Annotated in this window: 29 protein-coding genes; 25 read left to right on the top strand and 4 right to left on the bottom strand. The window is 65.8% G+C overall.

Annotated features, from left to right (window positions below):
* The first annotated feature begins 227 nt into the window (after positions 1-227).
* The 5 genes from N1037_20890 to N1037_20870 all read left to right on the top strand — a co-directional run bounded on the left by N1037_20890 (position 228) and on the right by N1037_20870 (position 6,373).
* A complete protein-coding gene (locus N1037_20890; GenBank protein UWS81712.1) occupies positions 228-566 on the top strand; it encodes a DUF736 domain-containing protein in 339 nt (112 codons plus the stop codon).
* Positions 567-1,198: 632 nt separating this feature from the next.
* Complete coding sequence (locus N1037_20885) at positions 1,199-1,375, top strand: hypothetical protein (protein ID UWS81711.1); 177 nt, start codon at positions 1,199-1,201, stop codon at positions 1,373-1,375.
* A 526-nt stretch (positions 1,376-1,901) separates the two neighbouring features.
* Positions 1,902-2,522, top strand: coding sequence for a helix-turn-helix domain-containing protein (locus tag N1037_20880; GenBank protein UWS81710.1), 621 nt, complete (start codon positions 1,902-1,904; stop codon positions 2,520-2,522).
* Complete coding sequence (locus N1037_20875) at positions 2,515-4,443, top strand: relaxase/mobilization nuclease domain-containing protein (protein ID UWS81709.1); 1,929 nt, start codon at positions 2,515-2,517, stop codon at positions 4,441-4,443. The genes N1037_20880 and N1037_20875 overlap by 8 nt, the downstream gene beginning before the upstream one ends.
* Before the next feature lie 16 nt (positions 4,444-4,459).
* Entirely contained in the window at positions 4,460-6,373 is a 1,914-nt protein-coding gene (locus tag N1037_20870) for a type IV secretory system conjugative DNA transfer family protein (GenBank protein UWS81708.1), read from the top strand.
* Positions 6,374-6,976: 603 nt separating this feature from the next.
* On the opposite strand, the gene N1037_20865 is transcribed toward N1037_20870, so the two are convergent.
* From N1037_20865 to N1037_20855, 3 genes are all read right to left on the bottom strand, one after another.
* On the bottom strand, positions 6,977-7,525 hold the full coding sequence (locus N1037_20865; protein ID UWS81707.1) for a carboxymuconolactone decarboxylase family protein: 549 nt from the start codon (positions 7,523-7,525) through the stop codon (positions 6,977-6,979).
* 29 nt (positions 7,526-7,554) lie between these two features.
* Positions 7,555-7,917 carry a hypothetical protein gene (locus N1037_20860; protein ID UWS81706.1) on the bottom strand — a complete coding sequence of 121 codons (363 nt, stop codon included), beginning with the start codon at positions 7,915-7,917 and terminating at the stop codon, positions 7,555-7,557.
* Between the two features lie 137 nt (positions 7,918-8,054).
* Complete coding sequence (locus N1037_20855; GenBank protein ID UWS81738.1) at positions 8,055-9,011, bottom strand: AraC family transcriptional regulator; 957 nt, start codon at positions 9,009-9,011, stop codon at positions 8,055-8,057.
* Between the two features lie 140 nt (positions 9,012-9,151).
* On the opposite strand from N1037_20855, the gene N1037_20850 reads away from it, so the two are divergent.
* The 6 genes from N1037_20850 to N1037_20825 all read left to right on the top strand — a co-directional run bounded on the left by N1037_20850 (position 9,152) and on the right by N1037_20825 (position 12,298).
* The gene (locus N1037_20850; protein UWS81705.1) at positions 9,152-9,679 is read left to right on the top strand and encodes a DUF4142 domain-containing protein; all 528 of its coding nucleotides are present in this window, start codon (positions 9,152-9,154) and stop codon (positions 9,677-9,679) included.
* On the top strand, positions 9,667-10,035 hold the full coding sequence (locus tag N1037_20845) for a cupredoxin family copper-binding protein (protein ID UWS81704.1): 369 nt from the start codon (positions 9,667-9,669) through the stop codon (positions 10,033-10,035). Before N1037_20850 ends, N1037_20845 begins: the two co-directional genes overlap by 13 nt.
* 74 nt (positions 10,036-10,109) lie before the next feature.
* Positions 10,110-10,802, top strand: a complete 693-nt coding sequence (locus tag N1037_20840) for a glutathione S-transferase family protein (protein UWS81703.1) — start codon at positions 10,110-10,112, stop codon at positions 10,800-10,802.
* Positions 10,799-11,314: a GNAT family N-acetyltransferase gene (locus N1037_20835; GenBank protein UWS81702.1), complete on the top strand. Its 516-nt coding sequence runs from the start codon at positions 10,799-10,801 to the stop codon at positions 11,312-11,314. The genes N1037_20840 and N1037_20835 overlap by 4 nt, the downstream gene beginning before the upstream one ends.
* Positions 11,311-11,700, top strand: coding sequence for a VOC family protein (locus N1037_20830; GenBank protein UWS81701.1), 390 nt, complete (start codon positions 11,311-11,313; stop codon positions 11,698-11,700). The genes N1037_20835 and N1037_20830 overlap by 4 nt, the downstream gene beginning before the upstream one ends.
* On the top strand, positions 11,681-12,298 hold the full coding sequence (locus N1037_20825; GenBank protein ID UWS81700.1) for a uracil-DNA glycosylase family protein: 618 nt from the start codon (positions 11,681-11,683) through the stop codon (positions 12,296-12,298). Before N1037_20830 ends, N1037_20825 begins: the two co-directional genes overlap by 20 nt.
* Before the next feature lie 107 nt (positions 12,299-12,405).
* On the opposite strand, the gene N1037_20820 is transcribed toward N1037_20825, so the two are convergent.
* Positions 12,406-12,822, bottom strand: a complete 417-nt coding sequence (locus N1037_20820) for a helix-turn-helix domain-containing protein (GenBank protein ID UWS81699.1) — start codon at positions 12,820-12,822, stop codon at positions 12,406-12,408.
* Positions 12,823-12,898: 76 nt separating this feature from the next.
* On the opposite strand from N1037_20820, the gene N1037_20815 reads away from it, so the two are divergent.
* The 14 genes from N1037_20815 (at position 12,899) to N1037_20750 (ending at position 21,326) form a co-directional block, all read left to right on the top strand.
* Positions 12,899-13,288: a mercuric transporter MerT family protein gene (locus N1037_20815; protein ID UWS81698.1), complete on the top strand. Its 390-nt coding sequence runs from the start codon at positions 12,899-12,901 to the stop codon at positions 13,286-13,288.
* Positions 13,289-13,306: 18 nt separating this feature from the next.
* Complete coding sequence (locus N1037_20810) at positions 13,307-13,612, top strand: cation transporter (GenBank protein ID UWS81697.1); 306 nt, start codon at positions 13,307-13,309, stop codon at positions 13,610-13,612.
* A 4-nt stretch (positions 13,613-13,616) separates the two neighbouring features.
* Entirely contained in the window at positions 13,617-13,850 is a 234-nt protein-coding gene (merF, locus tag N1037_20805) for a mercury resistance system transport protein MerF (GenBank protein UWS81696.1), read from the top strand.
* A 4-nt stretch (positions 13,851-13,854) separates the two neighbouring features.
* Complete coding sequence (merA, locus tag N1037_20800) at positions 13,855-15,279, top strand: mercury(II) reductase (GenBank protein ID UWS81695.1); 1,425 nt, start codon at positions 13,855-13,857, stop codon at positions 15,277-15,279.
* An 88-nt stretch (positions 15,280-15,367) separates the two neighbouring features.
* Complete coding sequence (locus N1037_20795) at positions 15,368-15,706, top strand: hypothetical protein (protein UWS81694.1); 339 nt, start codon at positions 15,368-15,370, stop codon at positions 15,704-15,706.
* 138 nt (positions 15,707-15,844) lie between these two features.
* Positions 15,845-17,293 (top strand): multicopper oxidase family protein, encoded by a 1,449-nt coding sequence (locus tag N1037_20790; GenBank protein UWS81693.1) that lies wholly within the window; start codon positions 15,845-15,847, stop codon positions 17,291-17,293.
* 13 nt (positions 17,294-17,306) lie between these two features.
* Positions 17,307-18,242 (top strand): hypothetical protein, encoded by a 936-nt coding sequence (locus N1037_20785; protein ID UWS81692.1) that lies wholly within the window; start codon positions 17,307-17,309, stop codon positions 18,240-18,242.
* 11 nt (positions 18,243-18,253) lie between these two features.
* A complete protein-coding gene (locus N1037_20780; GenBank protein UWS81691.1) occupies positions 18,254-18,673 on the top strand; it encodes a metal-binding protein in 420 nt (139 codons plus the stop codon).
* Positions 18,674-18,805: 132 nt separating this feature from the next.
* Entirely contained in the window at positions 18,806-19,342 is a 537-nt protein-coding gene (locus N1037_20775) for a hypothetical protein (GenBank protein ID UWS81690.1), read from the top strand.
* Positions 19,342-19,482 (top strand): hypothetical protein, encoded by a 141-nt coding sequence (locus tag N1037_20770; GenBank protein UWS81689.1) that lies wholly within the window; start codon positions 19,342-19,344, stop codon positions 19,480-19,482. The genes N1037_20775 and N1037_20770 overlap by 1 nt, the downstream gene beginning before the upstream one ends.
* Positions 19,479-19,961, top strand: a complete 483-nt coding sequence (locus N1037_20765; protein ID UWS81688.1) for a cytochrome c — start codon at positions 19,479-19,481, stop codon at positions 19,959-19,961. The genes N1037_20770 and N1037_20765 overlap by 4 nt, the downstream gene beginning before the upstream one ends.
* The gene (locus tag N1037_20760) at positions 19,958-20,530 is read left to right on the top strand and encodes a DsbE family thiol:disulfide interchange protein (protein UWS81687.1); all 573 of its coding nucleotides are present in this window, start codon (positions 19,958-19,960) and stop codon (positions 20,528-20,530) included. Before N1037_20765 ends, N1037_20760 begins: the two co-directional genes overlap by 4 nt.
* Positions 20,527-21,048, top strand: coding sequence for a TlpA family protein disulfide reductase (locus N1037_20755; protein ID UWS81686.1), 522 nt, complete (start codon positions 20,527-20,529; stop codon positions 21,046-21,048). Before N1037_20760 ends, N1037_20755 begins: the two co-directional genes overlap by 4 nt.
* A 2-nt stretch (positions 21,049-21,050) precedes the next feature.
* A complete protein-coding gene (locus tag N1037_20750) occupies positions 21,051-21,326 on the top strand; it encodes a hypothetical protein (protein ID UWS81685.1) in 276 nt (91 codons plus the stop codon).
* Positions 21,327-21,348 lie beyond the last annotated feature (22 nt).

Raw genomic sequence — 21,348 nt, 5'->3', positions numbered from 1 at the left:
GCCACCGCACTTCTCCGGGTGTCTGAGTTGCATGACAAGCTGGTCGCAGCTGTCGTCCCGTCCACAAAGGTTGTCGCCGATCTTTTTCCCCTGTCCCTGCGGGCCATTCCTCGCGCACCAAAAAGACCGGCACCTGCCCCTCTCCGCTTTCGCTTCGCCTTCGGTGTGGCCGGGCCTTGGCCAGCTGCAAGGTGACCATCATTGCAACGCAAACAAGGAGAAGAGCAATGACCACAAACTGCATCAAATTCACCAGCGCCGACATCGAAACCGCCAAGGGCACAGGCTCCATCTCGACCCTGACCTTCGACCTCGACATCACGGTCGAACCCGTCGCGAGCGCGAACCCGATGGCCCCCACGCACCGCGTCCTCGGCCGCTCTCCGCGTGGCAAGCTGGTCGAGTGCGGCGGCATCTGGAAGAAGCAGAACAAGGAGACCGGCGCCGACTACTACACGCTGACCATCCGCGACCACGGCTTCAACGCCAACCTCGGCAAGGCCGCGAACCAGGACGATCCGTCCCTGCAGGCCGTCATCCCCTGGGGTCCCAAAGACGCCGCCTAAGCCAACGGCCAGACCGCTCCGGCGGTCTGGCTTTTTCTCGTTCTGAGGAATGGCAGCAGTTCGGGTCCAAAACCCGTGTCCGAAGGATGCGTCATATTTCGGACAACGTCGCCGTGGCGGGTAGGAAGCTGGATAGGTCGCAGATGCGGCTCCGATCGCCCAGTTCAGTGACAGTGTGGATCGCGCGAACCCGAGGCGGAACCGAATGTCCGCAGGGAGAACTGGCAGCCAGCTGAGCGAGGCAAGCGAACTCCTTCTCTCATTCGAGCAACCCGCGCCCGGGTCGTGTTGGCGAAGCTGCCAGGGCAGCGAACTCACCCTTTGCCGCGAGGGTGTAAACCGCAGACAAACGTCATGTGTCCGGGGGGCAACGTCTCACGTCAGGGTCACTGCCGCGCGCCTTTCTGTCGACTTGTTGGCCCATCAGATCGCTAGCCCGGGGTCGAGCGGCCGGCAACGCCGGTGGCAGGTTTCTGGACGGCTGCGCCTTGAGCGCTGCGGGGCATCGCTCACAACAAACCCGTCACCGGCGTGCTCCATTTCATTCCGCCCCGTGCCGGGTGCAGCCCGCTCTCATGCCCCCGGTCTTTTCCACGATCCGTCCAACGACGATCAACGGAAAGGATCACACCATGACACTCGAACAATCCATCGACCTCGCCGAACTGCAAGCCGACATGGCCTTCGAGGCCTACCTCGCCGCCTTTGATGAAGACGCCCATCCCGAGACCCTCGACAGCCTCGAGACCGAGGCGCTGATCGCCCGCAGCCGCTACGACGATCTGCACAATCAGGGACAGGGTCACTGACCCAGACACCCCTGCGGGTCTTCGGATCCGCAGGGGTCTGACGCCGTCTCTCTGAAGCTTCGTGACGCCCTCACAGGGTGTTACCCGCGCTATCTCGCGCGGGCCGTCTTCGTGTTCCTGGCGCCCGATCCGTGGCTGGTTCGGGCGCTTGGACTGCTCGTCGTCGCGTGCGGCTCGAGCACAAGTTTCGGAAGCTTTTTCGACCTGGTTGTCCTGCATCGATGAGGGCGGGACTCGTTCCATGTCGCGCCGCTACGCGCGGTCTTGATGGCGTCCAATGTCAGCAAAAAGATACGACACGCAAAACGTAATATTGCACAATGTGATGTATTGAAGTATAAGCGAAGGAGATAAGGAAGACGTTGGCAGGATATGCCCAATGTTTGCACATTTTGTCCGAGGGGTCTGTCATGGGCGTTTCCCGCAAAGTTGAATGCTCCGCCGCACGCGAACGCGATTGCGGGCAATCGCTGCCTCGCGCGCGTCTGCGCATGCATCCTTTTCTGGGAAGCGGGAGAACGTCCTAGTGCCGAGGCCAGCGAAAAACCTGAAGCTTGAAGAGCGCATCGAAGTCGCGCGGCGCTTTGCAGCGGGCGAGAGCGCGAAGGAGCTGGCGGCGGCGTTTGGCATCTCTCCGCGCCATGTGAACCGGCTTGCGAAAGAAGAGGCGGGCGAGGGGATCGCGGTGCGCGAACCGAGCGAGACGGTGGCGTTCCGAGCCAGCCGAACCGACATCGACGCCTTCGATGCGGAGTGGCGCGAACGGGGCTATGCCAACCGGTCGCAGGCGCTCAATGCGGTGCTGCGCGGACGGTGCGGATTCCTCGATGTGCCGCGCGATCTGGTCGTGGAATTCTGCGCCGCATGGCGTCGGGCTAAGGATGTCAGCGACGCCGGACTGGCCCTCGCCAAGGCGGTCCATCGTGGTCGGCTCGTGGTCTCGGAGGCGGATCGCGCGGTGCTGATCGAGCTGCTCGATCTGGCGCAGTCCATGAGCCGTGAGATGGGCCGGATGAAGGATGCGGCGCAGGCGCTGCGTCATCAGGAGTGGCCGCAAAAGGAAGAAGGGCAGGGGGCGGATGGCGCGGTTCTGGAGGGCACCCCGCGCACGATCGAACGCGGATTGAGGCTTGTCAGTAATGGCTGATCCCCTCGCCCTCTACACCTCGGTCATGGGGCGGCTCTGGGAGGATGAGCGCATCCGGGGCCAGGCCGCGGCGCGGATCGCCGCCCGGCTGGCAGGGCGTCGGCAGGGTCGCAGTTTCATACGCGTCGGATCCCTGTCGGCACGCAACGCGCTGAAGGCGGCGTCGGGTCAGAGCCGCGCGGCGGTCTTCAAGCGGATCCGGGCCGGAGGCTGCAAGACGCGTGCTTCGCTCGGGGCGCAGCTCTCCTACATCAATGACAAGGCGGTCTACACCTACTCGACGATGACCAACGCGCTGACCGATGCGGCGGTGCTTTCTGAGGAGCAGAAAGAGGACATCATCGAGGACTGGGCCGTGACCTGGCGCGGCTCGACCAAGCTCGGGTTTACCTCGCACATGCTGCTGTCCTTCCCGACCGACGTGACGGTCGACCAGGTGCGCGACATCGCCATGGACTGGACGGAGCATTTCTTCGAGAGCGGCGAATATGGCGATCAGTGGGACTATGTGCTCGCGGTCCATGACGACCGGGCGCACAAGCACACGCATATCATCCTGAACAATCGCGGCGTCGAGAAGGGCACCTGGTTTTCCTGCTGGGCCGAAGGCGTGATGTCGCCGCAGCTCATGCGCGAGAAGCAGGCGGAGATCGCGGAAGGCTATGGCGTCATGCTCGACGCCACCACCCGGCTCGAGCGCGGCATCTTCGAGAAGCCTGCAGGCATCGAGGAAATCTACCGCGCCAAGGAAGAGGCCCGCCTGCCGCGCGAGATTGTCATGACGGCCCAGGAATCCGCAATCGCGCAGGCACAGGTCGTGGGCTTCGCCAAGGACTACAGAAACCTCGCCGACCTGTTGGACCGGATGGACCAGCGCCACATGGCGCGCGCCGTGCGCGGCATGGCGGACGGGCTTGGTTCCGGCACGCCGTGGAACTTCACCGAAGGAGAGATAGACATGAAGGACATCAAGACCGTCGGTGACGCGATCGACTATTCAGAGCGCACGATCGAAGCGCTGAGGCTCAAGGCCGAAGAACTGGACCCGGCCGAGCGTGCCGCGTTCGAGGCCAAGGCCGCGCCGATCATCGCGGATCTCTCGCAGATGGTGCCCGACCCGGATTTGCGCGCGCGCTTCGGCAAGCAGCTTGAAGAACCCTATCCGCCGGGGGCGGGCAGCGAGGTGCTGATCGCGGCACTTCAGGCTGGCAATGATGAAGGGCTGCGTGACGTGCTCGAGCGCGCCGAAGAGGCAGGCATGGACAGCGAAGAGCTGGTGGCCCGGATCGCGGCGGGTGGCACGCGGAACTACGGCATGGCACAGGACTGGGTCGAGCGGGACATGAACGCGGTGCTGGCGAAGGATGGCCTCAGCGTTGAGACGGCCAATGACGACCAACTGGATGTCGCGCTCGAGAAGGTCGACGGGGTGATGGACGCGCTTATGGAACGCGCGAAGGAGATGGGCGTCGAGATCGGCCGGACCCTCGCGGACGAGGAGGAGGCGACCTTGCCTCTCATCGACGAGGACGACCGGACGCCCAATCCCTACCTGCAGGACCTCGCCGACATGTTGCGGGATGGCAAGCTCACCGAAGAACAGGAAGAGGTGCTCGAGCGGACCCTGCAATCCGAGCTTTTCAAGGAGCTGGGCGAAGAGGGCTTGGCCGAGCTACGCCGTGGCAACTACGAGGTGCTGGACGCGGCCCTGCCGAGCAAGCTCGACCAGATCACTGTCACGCAGGAGTTTCTGGAGATGACGTTTGAGGAGACCGGCGATCAGGTCTTCACCGACCGTGCCGCCGGGTTGCAGCAGGATAAGGCGACCGAGGTGGCGCGATTGCGCGGCCAGCAGGAGGCGCAGGAGTTGGGGCGTGATCTCGGTCGGGACCGCGGTCTCGATGACGAGATGGAATTCTAAAGGGGAGATAGCCACCATGACCAAGACACTTCCCCTCTGGGCTGCGCTTCTTTTCGGTGTGATCTGCGGCGCCGTCATCGGCACCATCGTCGCCGCCTTCTACCTGACCCTTGCCCTGAAAACCGGGTTCGGCAGTTTCGACATGCTGGCGCTCTGGAAGGCGAGCGCTGGCACCAGGCTGGCGCACCCCGACGCCTTCAAGGTGGGGTTCGGTGCCGTCGGCTTCGGGGCGATCGGTCTCGGCGCCCTGGCGCTGGCCTGGACCTGGAAGAAGGAGCGCGACGACTACGGTTCCGCCCATTGGCAGACCAAGGCGGAGCTGAAGAAGAACGACATGCTTCAGGCACCCGGCAAGGGCTTTGTCTGCGGCAAACTCGGCTCGCCGACCTCCAAGGCCGAGTTCATCTCTTCTACCACCATCCCGCATGTGATGATGGTGGCGCCGACCCGGGCCGGTAAGGGTGTGGGTTTCGTGATCCCAAACCTGCTGAGTTTCGCGGGCTCGGTCGTGGTGCTGGACGTGAAAGGCGAGAACTTCGAGAAGACCGCGCGGGTGCGGGCCCTCAACGGTGACGAGGTCTATCGCTTCAGCCCGTTTGATTGGGCCAATGCCACGCATCGCTACAATCCGCTCGCCAGAATCGCCAAGGCCCCGAGCTTCGCGCAGCGCTTCACCGAGGTCTCGATCCTGGCCGACCTCTTCCTCGACAAGGACAACAAGACGCTCGACACCTTCTCTGAGGCCGGCAAGTCGATCTTTGTCGCGGCCTGCCTTCTGGCGATCCAGCGCGGCACGCCGAACCTTGGCGAGGTGAACAAGATCGTTGCCGGGGGCGAGTACAAGAACGCCCAGTACAAGACCTATGCCGACGAGGCCGAGGAGGACATCCTGCGCGAGCTCTGGACCAACGCCGCTTCAGCCTCATCGCGGCTTCTGACCTCGAACATCCAGGCGCTTATGACCGCCGGTCTCAAGCAGTGGGACAACCCGGCGGTGCGCTCGGCCACCGAGGCGAGCGACTTCGATTTTTCGACCTTTCGGAAGACCCCGCAGTCGCTCTACATCGCGGTCTCTGAGGATCACATCGCGACGCTGGCGCCGCTCCTGCGCTTGATGTTCGCCGATCTCATCGCTTCGATCCGCCTGAACGAGCCCGGCCAGGGCGAGCCTTGGCCCGTCATGATGATGATCGACGAATTCCAGCAGATGGGGGCCATGCCCTATCTCGAACGGGCGATCCATTCGCTGGCGAGCTACGGCGGCCGCGTCGCGATGATTGCGCAGTCGCTGGCCTCGCTTGACCGGATCTACGGGCCCGAAGGCCGCGAGAGCCTCGAGAACGGGGCAGGGCTGAAGCTTTACATCACACCCCGCGACCAGCGGACCGTGAAGGAGGTCTCCGCCGCGGTCGGCAGCACCACCCGCGAGGCGGTCACCCGGATGTATGGCCGCAACAAGGGCTTCCTCGGCGCGACTTCGACCTCGGCTCGGCTGGAAGAGCGGCCGCTGCTATCCGAAACCGAGGCGCGACTGATGGACCCCGACGAGGTCATCATCCTCGCCTCACCCCAGCACCCGATCAAGGCGAGCCGGATCAAATACTACGATGATCCGTTCTTCAAGGCCATGTTGGCCCGCCAGGAGGGCAAGCCGTTTCCGTACCCGCCGAGCGTGCAGGGTGTGGGGCCTTGGGGAGGGGATGGTGGCGACGAGGTTGGCGCTAATGGACCCGAGAAAACAGCCGAACGCGCGCCTGTTCGGGATCGTTCGCAACGCCGCAAAGCACGCGCTATGAGCGTGATGGCGATGGAGGCCGGACGCGGGCAACCAGAGCCGGAGACGCTCGAGCGGGAAGCGGCGGTGCCGAAGGAATGGGAGGCGGTGTTGGATGCGCGGGAGGATTTCATTGAGGAGTTGTTGGGAGGGTGAGGGTGAATACGCTTTTGGATCGACCTGTTCGCGGCAGTCTAGTGTGTCAGTTCAGATGACGGATGGTGGCGATTCAACCATGATTTCAAAAATTTCGGCGATGTCGTTTGCAGCGCATGCTTAAGTTTTGATCGAGCGATTTCGCGCTGGGTCACGGATACTTCGGTGCGCTGGCAGAGATTGGACTCTTCGGCGCCTCAAAATGTTCTCCGGGGACGAGCAATTGATGATGACAGGTTCGCGGTCATGTCCGTGCAGTGCGGCCAAGGAGTTGACTTCGCTGCCGGATGGATCCGCCTACGCTGAGATTCTGAGCTATTATTCTGTGATGCGGGAGCAGGCGCGTTCGTGCCGATTAGGCAGCTCACTGAGCACAGCGCGACAGGTCTTGAGCGATACAAAAGAGAAGCGGGCATCGCGGGGACAAAGGTGCGGCAGCCTTGTCTCGTTTTCTGCTTGCATCGGTCGGGAGCCTTGGCAGCAACTTGGAAAGTTCACGCCTGATACGAGAAATATGTTGTTCTTGTTGTGAAAATTTGATGACCACGGATGTCTGTAGAGGCGGCGGCCGCGCCTCTCGCGGCCGCCGCGTACTGGCTCCGCTCAGGCGGCGGCCTTTCCGGCCGAGACGACCGGGAAGTCGATGTCGGTGGCGGCGACGTGGTTGAGGTAGTTGGTGAAGATGTTCGCCACCACGTTCGCAACCGCCTCGACGATGTCGGCCTCGGTCAGCCCTGAAGCCCGTGCGGCATCGAGGTCCGCGTCCACGACCATCCCCTTCGCGGCCACGATGGCGACCGCAAGCTTCAGGATCGCCGCCGTGCGCGGGTCATCAGCTCGTCCGGCGAGATGCGCCGTCACCGCCTCAGGGGCAACTTTCAGGCCGGCCGAGATCGCGGCGTGGGCCGAAGCGCAGTAGTCGCAGGCGTTCGCCCCGGCGACGGCCAGCGCGATCGCCTCGCGGGTGCGGGCGTCGAAGCCGCCGCGTCCGAGCGCTTCCCCAAGGCCGAGAAGCCCGGTCAGCACTGCGGGCTGGTTCGCGGCGACGCGGTAGAGGTTCGGCACCATGCCGATCTTGCCCTTGATGGCGGTGAAGAGTGCGGCGGCCTCGGGGGTGGCGGCGGCGTCGGAAATCTGGGTGATACGAGCCATTGGATAGGTCCTTTCGATATGCAGAGGGATCAGGCCGCGACCAACGCGGTTTCGGGTTTCGAGAGTCCGATGACCGCGACGACGGCGGCGCCGTTCAGCCAGTAGTAGGCGGCATCGAGCCCGGAAAAGCCGAGCGCGAAGGGCAGGATCAGGAAAAGCAGGCCAACCGCCAGATCGACGGCGAGGTGCAGCTTGTAGGGCAGCACGCGGATCACGCCGAGGTGGTGGTCGGTGAACACGGTCAGCAGTAACGCCGCGACGCCCACGACCGGCGAGATGGTGAGGGCGAGCGGATTGGAGGTGCCGAGCCCGAGCAGGAAGGGCAGGGCGATGAGGGCCAGCGCGACGGGGTAGTCGAGCCAGGCATGGATGGTCTTGGTGACGAAGCGCATGGCGCAGGGTCCTTTCGGTTGGGGATCAAACGACGAGCGACGCCGTCGCAACCTCCAACCTAATGGCAACACTGCGGACGATGAATTTCAGAAAGTCCGCAGTGTATTGCAGATCGTCCGAGAATCCGGACGAAGCTCTAAGCTGCCTCGTGACGCGCGAAGCCGGACTGACGGAAGGCGGCGGGCGACAGGCCGATCTCCTTCTTGAAGACCCGGCTGAAGGCCGATTCCGAGGCATAGCCCGAGACTTCCGCCGCTTCGGCCACCGTCAGCCCCCGCGCTGCGAGCGCCTCGCGCGCGATCTGCATCCGCCAGGAGGTGACATAGGCCATCGGCGTCACGCCGAGTCGGTCCGAGAACCGCTCGGCGAATCCCGTCCGCGACAGCCCCGCCTCGCGAGCGAGGCTTGCGACCGTCCAGTCGGCTGTCGGCGCACGGTGGAAGGCGGTCAGCGCCCTTGCAAGATGGGGGTCGGCAAAACCGGCCACGCCACAATCGGTCTCGTGCTCCGCCTCGATGTGGGCGCGGATCGCCTGGGCGAAGATCGCCTCGGACATCTTCAGCGCGATCAGATCGCCGCCAAGACGCGCGCGGCCGGCCTCGGCCCCGATCACCTTGAGCGTGGCTTCGAGCCAGGGACCCGCCTCCTCGCCATAGCCGCGCAGGTGGATAAACGGGGGCAGGCGGTCGAACAGCAGGTGCCTTGACCCTTCGGCCAGCGCGTAGTGCCCGCAGATCAGCTGGGTATCGCGCGGGCTTTCGTCGCCGCCCCAGACCAGCGTCCCGTGGCCAGGAAACCCCGACCGGGACAGCACGTCGTCCAGCGGCAAGGCCTCGTCGGGTCCGGTGTGACGGCAGCACAGAACATGGGCCGCTCCGTGCGGAATCACGATCAGGTCGCCCTGCGCCAGGTGCACGGGGACCGGCACCCCCGCGACACGCACCAGCGCCTCGCCCCGATGGGCAAAGTGGAAACGTGCCACGTCGCGGAAGGCGGGCACGCGGACGCCCCAAGGCTCCGTGAAGCTCGTGCGGAAGTAAAGCGTACCACGAAGCGAAAGGCGGGTGAGGATGTCACTGAGCAGGTCCAACATGGCCAAGAGTTTATCAGCAATTTCAGGCACGTCCAGCTCATAGGACGATCTCGCATGAATTCCGGACTTTCCGGCATTCAAACGCCGGATGATCTCGGGCAGATCGGTGACATTCAAACCACCAACCCGGAGACACTCCCATGAAGACCTTGACCCTTGCCATTGGATTCGCCCTCGCCACGACTGGCTTCGCCGCTCAGGCGGACGAGCCGATGAACGACCTCGAGATCGCCCACACGGCCTATACGGCGGGCGGGCTCGACATCCGCTACGCGCATCTGGCGCTGGCGGTTTCCGAGAACGAGGCGGTGCGCGAATTCGCCCAGACGATGATCCGCGACCACAGCGCCGTCAACGAGGCGGCGGGCGCGCTGATCGCCGAACTGCAGGTGACGCCGCAGGACAACGGGCTGTCGCAGGCGCTGGTCGAGGGTGCGGCCGCCAAGCGGGCCGAACTGATGGCCCTGACCGGCAATGCGTTCGATTGCGCCTATGCGGCCAACGAGCTCGGCTATCATCAGGTCGTCAACAAGACCGTCGCCGAAAGCTTCATCCCCGTCGTCACGGTGGAGCCGCTGAAGGCGCTGCTCGAGGACGCGCTGGTGACCTTCAAGGCGCACGAGCAGCACGCGGAGAACATGGTCGCGGGGCTGACGTGCGCGGGCTGACGCCCCTGACCCGGCGCGGGTTCGGCCGGGGGCTGGGCGCGGCCCTGTCCCTGGCCGGGCTGCCGGGGCTTGCGCGGGCCCATGACGGCACGCACGAGGTCGAGGTGCGCATCGCCAGCTTCGCCTTCGATCCGGCTAGCGTCGAAGTCCTTGTGGGCGACAGCATCACCTGGACGAACGCCGATCTTGCGCCGCACACCGCCACGGCCGAGGACGGAAGCTGGGATACCGGCACGCTGGAAAAGGGCGGCCGCGCACGCATCACGTTCGACGCGCCCGGCGACTATTCCTACTTCTGCGCCTATCACCCCCACATGAAAGGAACCGTCACCGTCCGGACCCGGTCCGGCGCCTGACGCACGCACGGGCCGCCCTCTGTTCCCCAGACACCCCCAGGGCGGCCTGCGCGCCATTTCCAGAGGCGAATAGAATGACACAGTCCATCACACTCGTCAGCCACGCGCTGTGCCCTTACGTCCAACGCATCGCCATCGCGCTTTCCGAAAAGGGTGTGGCGCACGAGCGCGTCACCGTCGATCTGGCGAACAAGCCCGGCTGGTTTCTGGCATTGTCACCGCTCGGGCGGACGCCGGTCCTGAAGGTCGGCGAGGCGGCGCTGTTTGAATCCGCCGCGATCCTCGAATTCCTCGAGGACACGCTGCCCCAGCCGCTGCATCCCGCCGACCCGGTCGAGCGCGCACGGCACCGCGCGTGGATCGGCTTCGCCTCGGAATGCCTGAACGACATCGCCGGGTTCTACACCGCCCCCGATTCCGGGACGCTCGAGCGAAAGGCCGCGGCGCTCCACGCCCGGTTCCGGGTGATGGAAGGCCAGCTTCGCCCCGGTCCCTGGTTCGCCGGAGAGCAATTCAGCCTGGTCGATGCGGTCTTCGCGCCGGTCTTCCGCTACTTCGACACCTTCGACCGGATTGCCGACTTCGGCGTCTTCGATGGGCTGTCGGGGATGGCCGAATGGCGTCGCGCATTGGCCGAGAGGCCTTCGGTGCGGAACGCGGTCACGGCGGAGTATCCCGAAAGGCTGGCCGACTTCCTGCGCCGCAGGGACAGCGCGCTGTCGCGGATGATGGAGCTGTCCTGCCTCACGCTCCGGCAAACGGCATGATCGGCGCCGTCCCCGCCCTCCGCTTCGCGCGGCTGACCGACGTGCCACTTGAGGACCTCGTCGCGCACATGTCGGATCCGCGTCTGCGCGCGCACATGCCATTGCTGACCGGCAACTGGGGCGAGGCGGAGGCGCGGGCCTTCGTGGCGGCCAAAGAGGCGGCTTGGGCGCGCGACGGTCTCGGCCACTGGGCCTTCCTGGCCGGAAAACGGTATGTCGGCTGGGGTGGCTTCCAGAAGGAAGACGCGGAATGGGACTTTGGCCTCGTGTTGCGGCCGCGGGATTTCGGGCTTGGCCAGCGGATCACGCATGCGGCGCTCGACTTCGCGCGCGCCGATCCGCGCATCCCCTTCGTCACCTTCCTCCTGCCGCCTTCGCGCCGCAACCTCGGTGCGCTGCACCGGATAGGGGCGCAGTCTGTCGGCCGGCAGGACCACTCCGGCGCGACATTCCTGAAATTTCGTCTCGACACACCGTTGATCAACCAGCGTTCACAAGGAGAGTTCCCATGACCACCATCGACGATCTCAGCCTCGGGGTTGCCGACGTGCCTGCGGCGCGCGCCTTCTATGGCCGCGTTCTGGACGTCCTCGGCATACGCTGCCTCGCGGAAGGAGACGGGTTCGCCGCCTTCGGACGTGACCGCGTAGCCTTTCTGCTCCTGACTCCCTTCAATGGAGGATTGGCCTCCGCGGGCAACGGCGCTCACGTCGCCTTCGCAGCGCCGGATCGCGAGGCGGTCGCAAAGGCCCATGCCGCCGGGCTCGACGCCGGGGCCAGTGACGAGGGCGCACCGGGAGAGCGTGCCGCCTATCCGATGCCCGGCGTCTTAGCCGCCTATCTGCGCGATCCCTGGGGCAACAAGATCGAACTGGTCCATGGCGGATTCAGCGCCTGATCACGGCCCGGCCGAGATCGAACGGCTGCGCACGCAAGTCGCCGCCTGCACGGCATGCGCGGCACTGCCCCTCGGGCCGCGTCCGATCGTTCAGATCGGTGCAGGCGCGCGCATTCTGATCGCGGGCCAGGCACCGGGGCGGCGGACGCATCTTGCTGGGCGCCCATTCGACGACGCTTCAGGGGTGCGGCTAAGACATTGGCTCGGCCTCGACGCGGCCACCTTTTGGGATCCTGCGAAGGTTGCCATCCTGCCTATGGGGTTTCGCTTTCCCGGAACCGGACCATCGGGTGACCTGCCTCCGCGCCCCGAATGCGCGCCCCGCTGGCGGCAGCCATTGCTCGACGCTCTTTCCAATGTGCGCCTCACCGTGGTGATCGGACGCCATGCGCAAGCATGGCACCTGCCTGAAACCATGAACCTGTCGCTTGGGAATGCGATGCGGGACTGGCGTACGCGCTGGCCCGAGGTGATCTTGCTGCCCCACCCAAGCCCGCGCAACGCAAGTTGGTTCCGGCGCAATGCCTGGTTCGAAGAAGACGTGCTGCCCATGCTCCAGACGCGCGTCGAAGAACTCCTCGGTGATCCGCCGACATGACGGGCGCAGGCGTCCGGTTGTAACGCAAGGGTCAAACGGGCCGTGCGCGACCAGGCGCGGGCGTGTGTCGACGGTGGCTGAGTCCCACGTGGCAGATCCCGGCGCAGTCACGAGCCTTCGAGCGTTTCCAGAACCGGGCATTCCGGGACATCCTCTCCAGAGCATTGAGCCGCCGTCACTGAGAGCACTTTCTCTATCCGCCTGAGGTCTGCGATCTTCCCCCGCACGTCCGCAAGGTGGCGCTCCGTCCGCTCCTTGACCTCGGCGCAGGTCGGCGCGGCACCGTCTTCGAGCCCCATCAGCCCGCGAATGTCCTCCATAGAAAACCCGAGTTCGCGGGCGCGCAGGATGAAGCGCAGGCGCGTGGCGTGTGCGGCGGAATAGATCCGGTAGCCGGCGTCGGTCCGGGGCGGATCGGGCAGCAGGCCGGTCTTCTCGTAATAGCGGATCGTCTCGATGTTGCAGCCGGTCGCCCGGGCCAGGTCGCCGCGTGTGAAGCCGCTCTCGCGCTCGTGATCGGTCATGGGCAAGTTTCCTCTTGAGCCTGTAGTTGCTACAGACCCTACACCTCTCCTCAATCACAGGCGAGAGGTGCGCGACATGGCGCTGACAGACGACAGAACGGACAGCACGGGCGCGGATCAACCGGCCCGAAAGGGCTGGCTCGCGGCGGGCGGGGTGCTCGGCGCCTTTCTCGCCTCGGCCTGCTGCATCGGGCCGCTGGTGTTGCTGACCCTCGGCATCTCGGGGGCCTGGATCGGCCACCTGACGGCGCTGGAGCCTTACAAGCCGATCTTCGCTGTGATCGCGCTCGGCTTCATCGGGGCGGGTTTCTGGCAGGTCTATTTCCGCAAACCAACCGTCTGCGAGCCCGGTTCCTACTGCGCGCGCCCGTCCTCGGCGCGGATCACCAAGACCGCGCTCTGGGCCTCCCTGATCCTCGTTGTCGCAGCACTCACCATCGACTGGTGGGCCCCGCTTCTCTACTGACCCCGAAAGGACATCCACATGAAGAAGATCCTTGCACTCGCCTTGTTCGGCCTGACTGCCGTTGCGCCGATCACGGCCATCCCTGTTGCCGCGCAGACCGTCGCCGCCGAGCAGACCGTGACATTCGCGGTCGACAACATGACCTGCGCGCTCTGCCCGGTGACGGTGAAGCGTGCGATGGAAGGCGTCGATGGTGTGCGCACCGTCGAGATCGACTTCGAGGCCCGCACGGCCACGGTGTTCTTCGACTCCGCCGCGACGAGCGCCGACGCCATAGCGACCGCGTCGGCCAATGCAGGTTACCCGGCGCGCGTCGCGGGCTGACGGGATGACTGAGCAGACCGACCGCAAGCTGATCGCGACAGGGATCGTCGGCACCGTGATCGCGGCGCTATGCTGCTTCACGCCAGTACTGGTCGTGTTTCTCGGCACCTTGGGCCTGTCGGCCTGGCTGGGATGGCTCGACTACGTTCTGCTGCCCGCGCTCGCCTTTTTCGGCGCGCTGACCGTGTACGCGGTCTGGAGACGGCAGCGGCGGCAGACCACTCGAACGGATGGATGACTTGATGAAAGACGATTGCTGCGCGCCCAAGGGCGATTTCGACCTTGCCGTGATCGGCGCCGGATCGGCCGGGTTCTCGGCCGCGATTACCGCCGCCGAAAGTGGCAAGCGGGTCGCGTTGATCGGCCATGGTACCATCGGCGGCACCTGCGTGAACGTAGGCTGCGTGCCCTCCAAGACGATGATCAGGGCCGCAGAAGCCCTGCACGGTGCGCGGGCGGCGTCCCGGTTCCCGGGCCTGCACGGCGAGGCGCAGGTATCTGATTGGGCGGCGCTCGTCGCCGCCAAAGACGAATTGGTCGCGACGCTGCGCCAGAAGAAGTACGCCGACCTGCTGCCGGGCTACGAGGGCGTCAGCTATCTCGACGAGGGGCCGGCGCGTCTCGTCCCCGGCGGGGTCGAGGTCGGCGGGCGCAGGATCACGGCTCCCAAGGTGATCGTCGCGACCGGTGGCCGACCCGCCGTGCCCAACATCCCTGGGATCCAGGACGCACCAACGCTCGACAGCACGTCGCTGCTGGAGCTGGACCGATTGCCCGAAAGCCTGATCTTTCTCGGCGGCGGCTATATCGGCGTGGAGCTGGCGCAGATGATGGCGCGGATGGGCACCCAGGTCACCATAGTCTGCCGCTCGCACCTGTTGCCGCGCACCGAGCCGGAGGTGTCCGAGGCGCTCACCGAGGTCTTGCGCGCCGAGAATGTCACGGTTCTTGACGGCGCAACCTATCACGCCGCGCGGCGCGACGGAGACCGTGCGGTGCTGACCGTGACGGTGAATGGCGCGGAGCGCGAACTGACGGCCGACCGCCTCGTCCTGACGACGGGACGCGCACCCAACACCGAGGGGCTGGGCCTGGCTGAGATGGGCGTCGAGACCGACGCACGCGGTGCGATCCGGGTTGGCGACGACATGCAGACCACAAAGCCCGGGATCTTTGCCGCGGGTGACGTCACGGACCGCGACCAGTTCGTCTACATGGCCGCCTACGGCGCCAAGCTCGCGGCACGCAACGCCGTTCTGGGCGGGGCGGAGCGATACGACAACGCCGCGATGCCCTGGGTGGTGTTCACCGATCCGCAGGTTGCAGGCGTCGGGCTGACCGAGGCGCGGGCGCGCGTGGCGGGTCATGACGTCAAGACCAGCGTGCTGACCCTCGACAACGTGCCCCGCGCGCTTGCTGCCCGCGACACGCGCGGCCTGATCAAGCTGGTCGCCGACCGGGCGACCGACCGCCTGCTGGGCGGCGTGATCATGGCGCCGGAGGGAGCCGACAGTGTCCAGACGCTCGTGATGGCACTGAAGGTCGGCATGACGACGAAGGCGCTCGGCGAGACGATCTTTCCCTATCTGACCACGGTCGAGGGGCTGAAGCTCGCCGCACAGACTTTCGCCAAGGATGTCGCGAAGCTGTCGTGTTGTGCGGGATGAAGCCGATTTCCGGTGTCGATTGCGACCGTGGACTTCGGCACTATTTCGTGAATGGACATTGGATGAACCGGGCAGTAATTCATTGAGAATGCGTAAATTCGCCTCACTCATTGCCGTCATGTTTCTTGTGGTGTTTGCCGCGAGCACAATCGTGCATGCGGTGAGCGCGAACGCGATGGCGTTGGATATGGCGGACGGCGGCGCGATGTCGATGCCCGAGTGCCAGGGCTGTCCCGAGGACGGCGACAGCGGCGCGAACGCAAGCTGCGATCTGATTTGTACTGCGCCCGCGTTCGCCGTCCTGAAAGCGGTGGAACCCGCACAGTTCATGATGCCGTTGCTGCGTCAGGACCGGCCTCTCGGCATGGCCCTTCCGCGCGGGCTCAGAGCGCCGCCGGACCCTTTCCCTCCCCGAACTTTCATCTGATCCGACGGTAGGCCGCCTGCGAGGGCGTGTTTGTGACCGTTGGCCCGCGTCTCTGAGCGCCTGAATGGCGACTGGAGGCGCTCAGCCCTCGCGCTGCTCGCGCGAGATCGAACGGCACAATTCAGATGAGACAAACACATGACTTCGAATTTCCCACCGGCGCTGTCGCGCCGAGGCTTTCTGGCCGGTGGCGCCGCAGCGGGCGCCGCGCTTTCACTGCACCCGACCTGGGCAGATACGCACCGCGCCTTCACCCTGCGCGCCGCGCCGGGACGGGCGCGGCTGGCTCCAGAGCCCTGGGGCCAGAGCGACGTTTGGTGCTATGGCGGTATCGTGCCGGGCCCGGAGATCCGAGTACGGCAAGGCGACCGGCTGCGCATCGCGGTCGAGAACGCGCTGAACGAGGAGACGACGGTCCATTGGCACGGGCTACGGGTGCCCAATGCCATGGACGGGGTGCCGCATCTGACCCAGGCGCCCATCGCGCCGGGCGAAACCTTCACCTACGAGTTCGACGCGTTCGATGCCGGCACATTCTGGTATCACCCGCACCAGCGCAGCTTCGAGCAGGTCGGGCGCGGGCTTTACGGCGCGCTGATCATCGAGGAGGCAGACCCGCCGCGCGTGGACCGCGAGCTGGTCTGGGTGCTGGACGACTGGCGGCTGACGCAAGAGGCCGCCATCTCGGACGACTTCGGCGGGTTCCACGACATGAGCCATGCCGGACGGCTGGGCAACACGGTGACGATTAACGGTCGCGCCCCCGATGCCGTGCCGGTGCGGACAGGCGAGCGGATCCGGCTGCGCCTGATCAACGCCGCCAATGCCCGCATATTCGCGCTGGATTTCAGGGATCTCGCGCCGCAGGTCATCGCGCTCGACGGCCAGCCGGTCACGCCGCACACGCCTCAAGACCCGCGTGGATGGGTGGTGATCGGCCCGGCGATGCGGGTCGATCTGATGCTCGACATGACGGGTGCGCCGGGCGAAACGATGACGATCACGGACCGGTTCTTCTCGGACCAGAATTTTGGCGTGATCGATCTGGCTTACGCCGAGACGCCACTGCGCGACGCGCCGCCCGACTGGGACATGGCGCTGGCCCCGAACCCGCTGCCTGAGCCCGACATCGCCCGCGCCCGCCGCCACGAGGTGACCTTCACCGGCGGCATGATGGGCGGGATGGTCGAGCGTGAGATGGGGATTGCCAGCCAGGAAAGCATGATGGGCGGCGGCATGATGGGCCGGATGCACGACGGCAGCATCTGGTTCGTCAACGGCGTGGCGGCCGAAGGGCATATCCTCGACCCGATGCTGACGCTGGAGCGCGATGCTTCTCACGTCATCGCCATGACCAACGCCACGGCGTTCCACCACCCGATCCACCTGCACGGCCATTCCTTTCGCGTGATCAGCCGCAACGGCGCGCCCACGGCGCATGGCGAGTGGCAGGACACGGTGCTGATGGCCCCACGCGAAAGGGTCGAGATCGCCTTCGTCGCCGACAATCCTGGCGACTGGATGTTCCATTGCCACATCCTCGAGCACCAAGCCGGCGGCATGATGGGGGTGTTCCGTGTGGCATGACGAGGACGAGATAATGAACATGAACAATCCAGCTACAAATCCGTTCGGACGACGCCACGTGCTTGCCATGCTTGGCGGTGTGGCTGCCGCCGGGCTGTTGCCAGCGCTGCGGGCACGGGCCCAGGGCATTGTGGCCCCTGCACTGGCCTTCGACGGCGATGCGCTCGTCGTTGCGGGCGCGCAGTTGTGGCGGCACGACCTGTCGGGCGGCGCCTCCGCAGCCTCGGCCACGCCACGCGACCATATTCGCGCGCTCGCCTGTCACCCCGCGCGGACCGGGCGGCTGTTCGCGGCTTTGGACGGCGGCGGGCTCGACCGGTCCGACGATGGCGGCCGGACATGGCGCGCGGCATCGGGAGGACTGCCGCAGGCGCAGGTCACGGCGCTCGCCATCGCAGCCGGCGCCCCGGACACGCTCTATGCCGCCGCCGCAGGCGACGGGCTCTGGCGCAGTGAAGACGCGGGGGAAAACTGGTCTTTCGTGATGGACCGCCCCTGGATCGCTGAGGCCGAGCGCGAGGTGCTGACGCTCGCCTCTGTCAATCTCGCCTCAGGCATGGGCGGCATCTGGGTCTACGCCGGAACCGAGCGCGGCCTGACCCGCGTGCCCGACTGCTTCTGCCGCTGGCAGGACGTGGTGGCGGGCGACGCAATGGATGCGCTGTTCGCGGGCACGCCGCCCGCGCCCGAGGCCCCGCTGCCCGAGGGCGAGCCGGTACTGGCTCTCGCCTCGGCAATGGCTGCCCCGGAACGACTTGTCGCCGGGCTGCCCTCGGGCCTTTGGGCCTCCACCGATGGTGGGGTGACCTGGTCGCGGAGATCGCGCCTCGTCGCGATCGCGCTCGCCGTTCACCCGACAGAGCCATCCTGGATCGCCGCCGCCACCGCGGACGGGGTGATCCTCAGCCATGACGGCGGGGCTTCATGGGCCGCGCTTCCGACCACATGAAAGGATCAAACATGAAACGTATTGCTCTTGCCACTTTCCTCGCTTTAGCCACCCCGGCCCTTGCAGCCGAACCCGTGACTATCTGGCGCGATCCCGGCTGCGGCTGCTGCGACGCCTATGCAGAATACCTGCGGGCGGAAGGTTTCGAGGTCACCGTGATCGACGATCATGACTTCGTCGACCGCTCTGTCGCCGCAGGCGTCCCCGAGCAGGGGGTGGGCTGCCACCTCGCCATGATCGACGGCTATGTCGTCAGCGGTCTGGTTCCCGCCGAGATCATCGAGCGGCTGCTCGAGGAACGCCCCGACATCACCGGCATCACCCTGCCGGGCATGCCCGCCAATGCGCCGGGGATGGCGCCCGCGAAGACGGGCACGCTGCGCACCTATTCGTTCGGGCCGGACGGCGTGGCTGTCTATTCCGATGAATGACGGCGCGGGCCTCATGGCTGACACGCTGGGAACCGCCTTCGCGATCCTCGCGATGACGCTCGGTCCCATTCTGGTCGTGGCAGCACTTTGCCTCGCTGTTCGGGCAATCCTCAAACACATAAGGAGTTCGGAATGAACGATACTGAAACCAACCCACAGATGAACTTGGGCGTCGCGATTAAGGGTGCAATCGTAACGCTGTTCACGCTACCCGGCCTTGTCACGATGGCTCTGGCGGGCGCCTGCGCCACCGTCGCCTTCGACTTCTTCGGCCAGAGCCTCAGCCCGATGCTGGGCTTCGCCAACCTCGCGCCGGTTCCACTCGCCAACAACGTGATCCAGACGCTCTTCGGCGCAACCTATCGGCCGGGGGCGGAATTCCTGCACTACTTCGCGGGGATGGTCGCCTATCCGCTGGGCTGGATGGTGCTCGCGCGGCCCATCGCGCGCACGCTCGCGCCGGGGCTTGGCTGGGCGGTCCCCGCCGTCCTCTACGGCGTCCTGCTCTGGATCTTTGCGCTCTATGTCATGGCGCATCTCGTCGCCGGCAATCCCGCCTTCCTCGGCTTCACAGGCATCACCTGGGTCGCGCTCGTCGGTCACGTTCTCTTCGCGCTCGTCGCCGCCTGGGTGGTGGCATGGCGCGATGACACAAGGGAGGCAGGCTGATGGGCGACTGCATGAGCCAGATGATGGGCGGGCCCATGGTGGGCATGATGCTGGGTGGCGGACTTGTCCTGCTGCTGCTGATCGCAGTGCTGATATTGGCGGTGGCGGCGCTGATCAAGTATCTGCGGAGGCCCGCATGACGCGCCGGGGCTTCTTCACAGCCGCTGCTCTTGTGGCGACGACCGGTGCGGTAGGCTGGATCGCGTCGGCTCAACAAGCGCCGGACGCCGAGCGCCTGACCTTCCTCGGCGAGCCGGTCACCGCGGCGCAGCTTGCGCTTGGGCAGGAGGTCTACGCCGCCAATTGCGCCTCCTGCCACGGGGCGGACCTGGAAGGCCAGCCCGACTGGCGCAGGCGTAACGAAAATGGCCGGATGCCCGCGCCGCCGCACGATGCGAGCGGCCATACCTGGCACCATGCGGACCGCCAGTTATTCACAATCACCAGGCTCGGTGTGAGCGCCATCGTCCCCGGCTATGAAAGCGACATGCCGGCGTTCGAGGGCATCCTGTCCGATGACGAGATCGTAGCCGTTCTGGCCTACATCAAGAGCACCTGGCCCGAACGCGAGCGCGGGTTTCAGGCCGAAGTGACAGTCAACGACGGGGGCGGGTCTTGACAGTCGGTACGGAGCCGGGCGTGCGCCGGGTCTCGCCTCTGGCGTTGTTGCCCTTGATTGTCTTTGCCGGTCTAGGCGCCGCCTTCTACTGGGGGCTGTTCAACAATGACGACCGGCTGCCCTCGACGCTGATCGGCCGGCCGGTGCCGGATTTCAACCTGCCGCCGATAGACGGCCGTGGTGACGGCCTTGCCACCTCCGACCTCGCGGGCGGGGTGTCCATCGTCAATGTCTGGGCATCCTGGTGCGTGCCCTGCCGTGTGGAGATGCCCCTGTTGGTCGATCTGGCAGAAACCGGAACCGTCCCGATCTATGGCATCAACCACAGGGATCCACCCGAGGCCGCACTGGCCTTTCTGCGTGAACTCGGCGATCCCTACACCCGCATTGGCGCCGACCGGAACGGACGTGTTTCCATCGACTGGGGCGTCTACGGCCTGCCGGAAACATTCGTGATCGATAGCGATGGACGGATCGCCTACAAGCATGTCGGACCCTTCGACCGCCGCGCGCTGGACGAAGAGATCCTGCCCGTCGTCCGCCGGTTGCAGGCGGGGGACGGATCATGAGGCGGCGCGACCTGTTGGCCGGTGCGCTGGCTTTTGCTGCAACACCCGCTGCCGCTCGACCCTTGATGCCGCTGCACGAGACCCCGCGCGAGATGCTCTCGCCGCCCTTCGTGGATGGCGACGGGCGCGACCTGACGCTGGCGGATTTCCAGGGCCGCGTGGTCCTGCTGAACATCTGGGCCACCTGGTGCGCACCCTGCCGCGAGGAGATGCCAACGCTTGATGCGTTGCAGGCGCGGCTTGGCGGCGACGATTTCCACGTCCTGCCCCTGTCCATCGATCGAGCGGGGCTGCGCCCGGTGCGCCGCTTCTACGAAGAAATCGGCATTCGACATCTGGGCCAGTACCTCGCCGAGGACATCCGCGCGATGCTCGCCTTCGCCGTCATCGGACTGCCCACGACCTTGCTGATCGACCGGCAGGGGCGCGAACGCGGCCGCCTGACGGGACCCGCCGAATGGGACAGCGCGGAGGCGATCGCACAATTCCAGACCATCATCGCTGAAAGGAACAGATGACCATGCCTGATACATCCTATGACCAAGGCGCCGCCCGACCAGGACGCTTTTCCATGGCCTTCGGGCGCCGCGGTCTCATCCTCGGCGCGATGGCGCTGATCGGCGCGGGGCTGTGGCTCAATTGGGGCTGGGTGGCCGCAATCGGCGCTGCCCCCTTGATCCTCGCGGTTGCGCCTTGCGCCGTCATGTGCGGGCTGGGGCTCTGCATGATGGGCGGTTCGAAGGCCTGCGCGGCCCAGAAGAGTTCGGACGCCAGCCCGGACGGCGCACGGGACTGATGCTCGCCCCACCAGAAGGACC

The sequence above is a fragment of the Phaeobacter sp. G2 genome (assembly GCA_025163595.1).
Lineage (GTDB): Bacteria > Pseudomonadota > Alphaproteobacteria > Rhodobacterales > Rhodobacteraceae > Pseudophaeobacter.
Note: the sequence above shows the minus strand (reverse complement) of the source record. Positions and strands in the feature narration are given on the sequence as shown.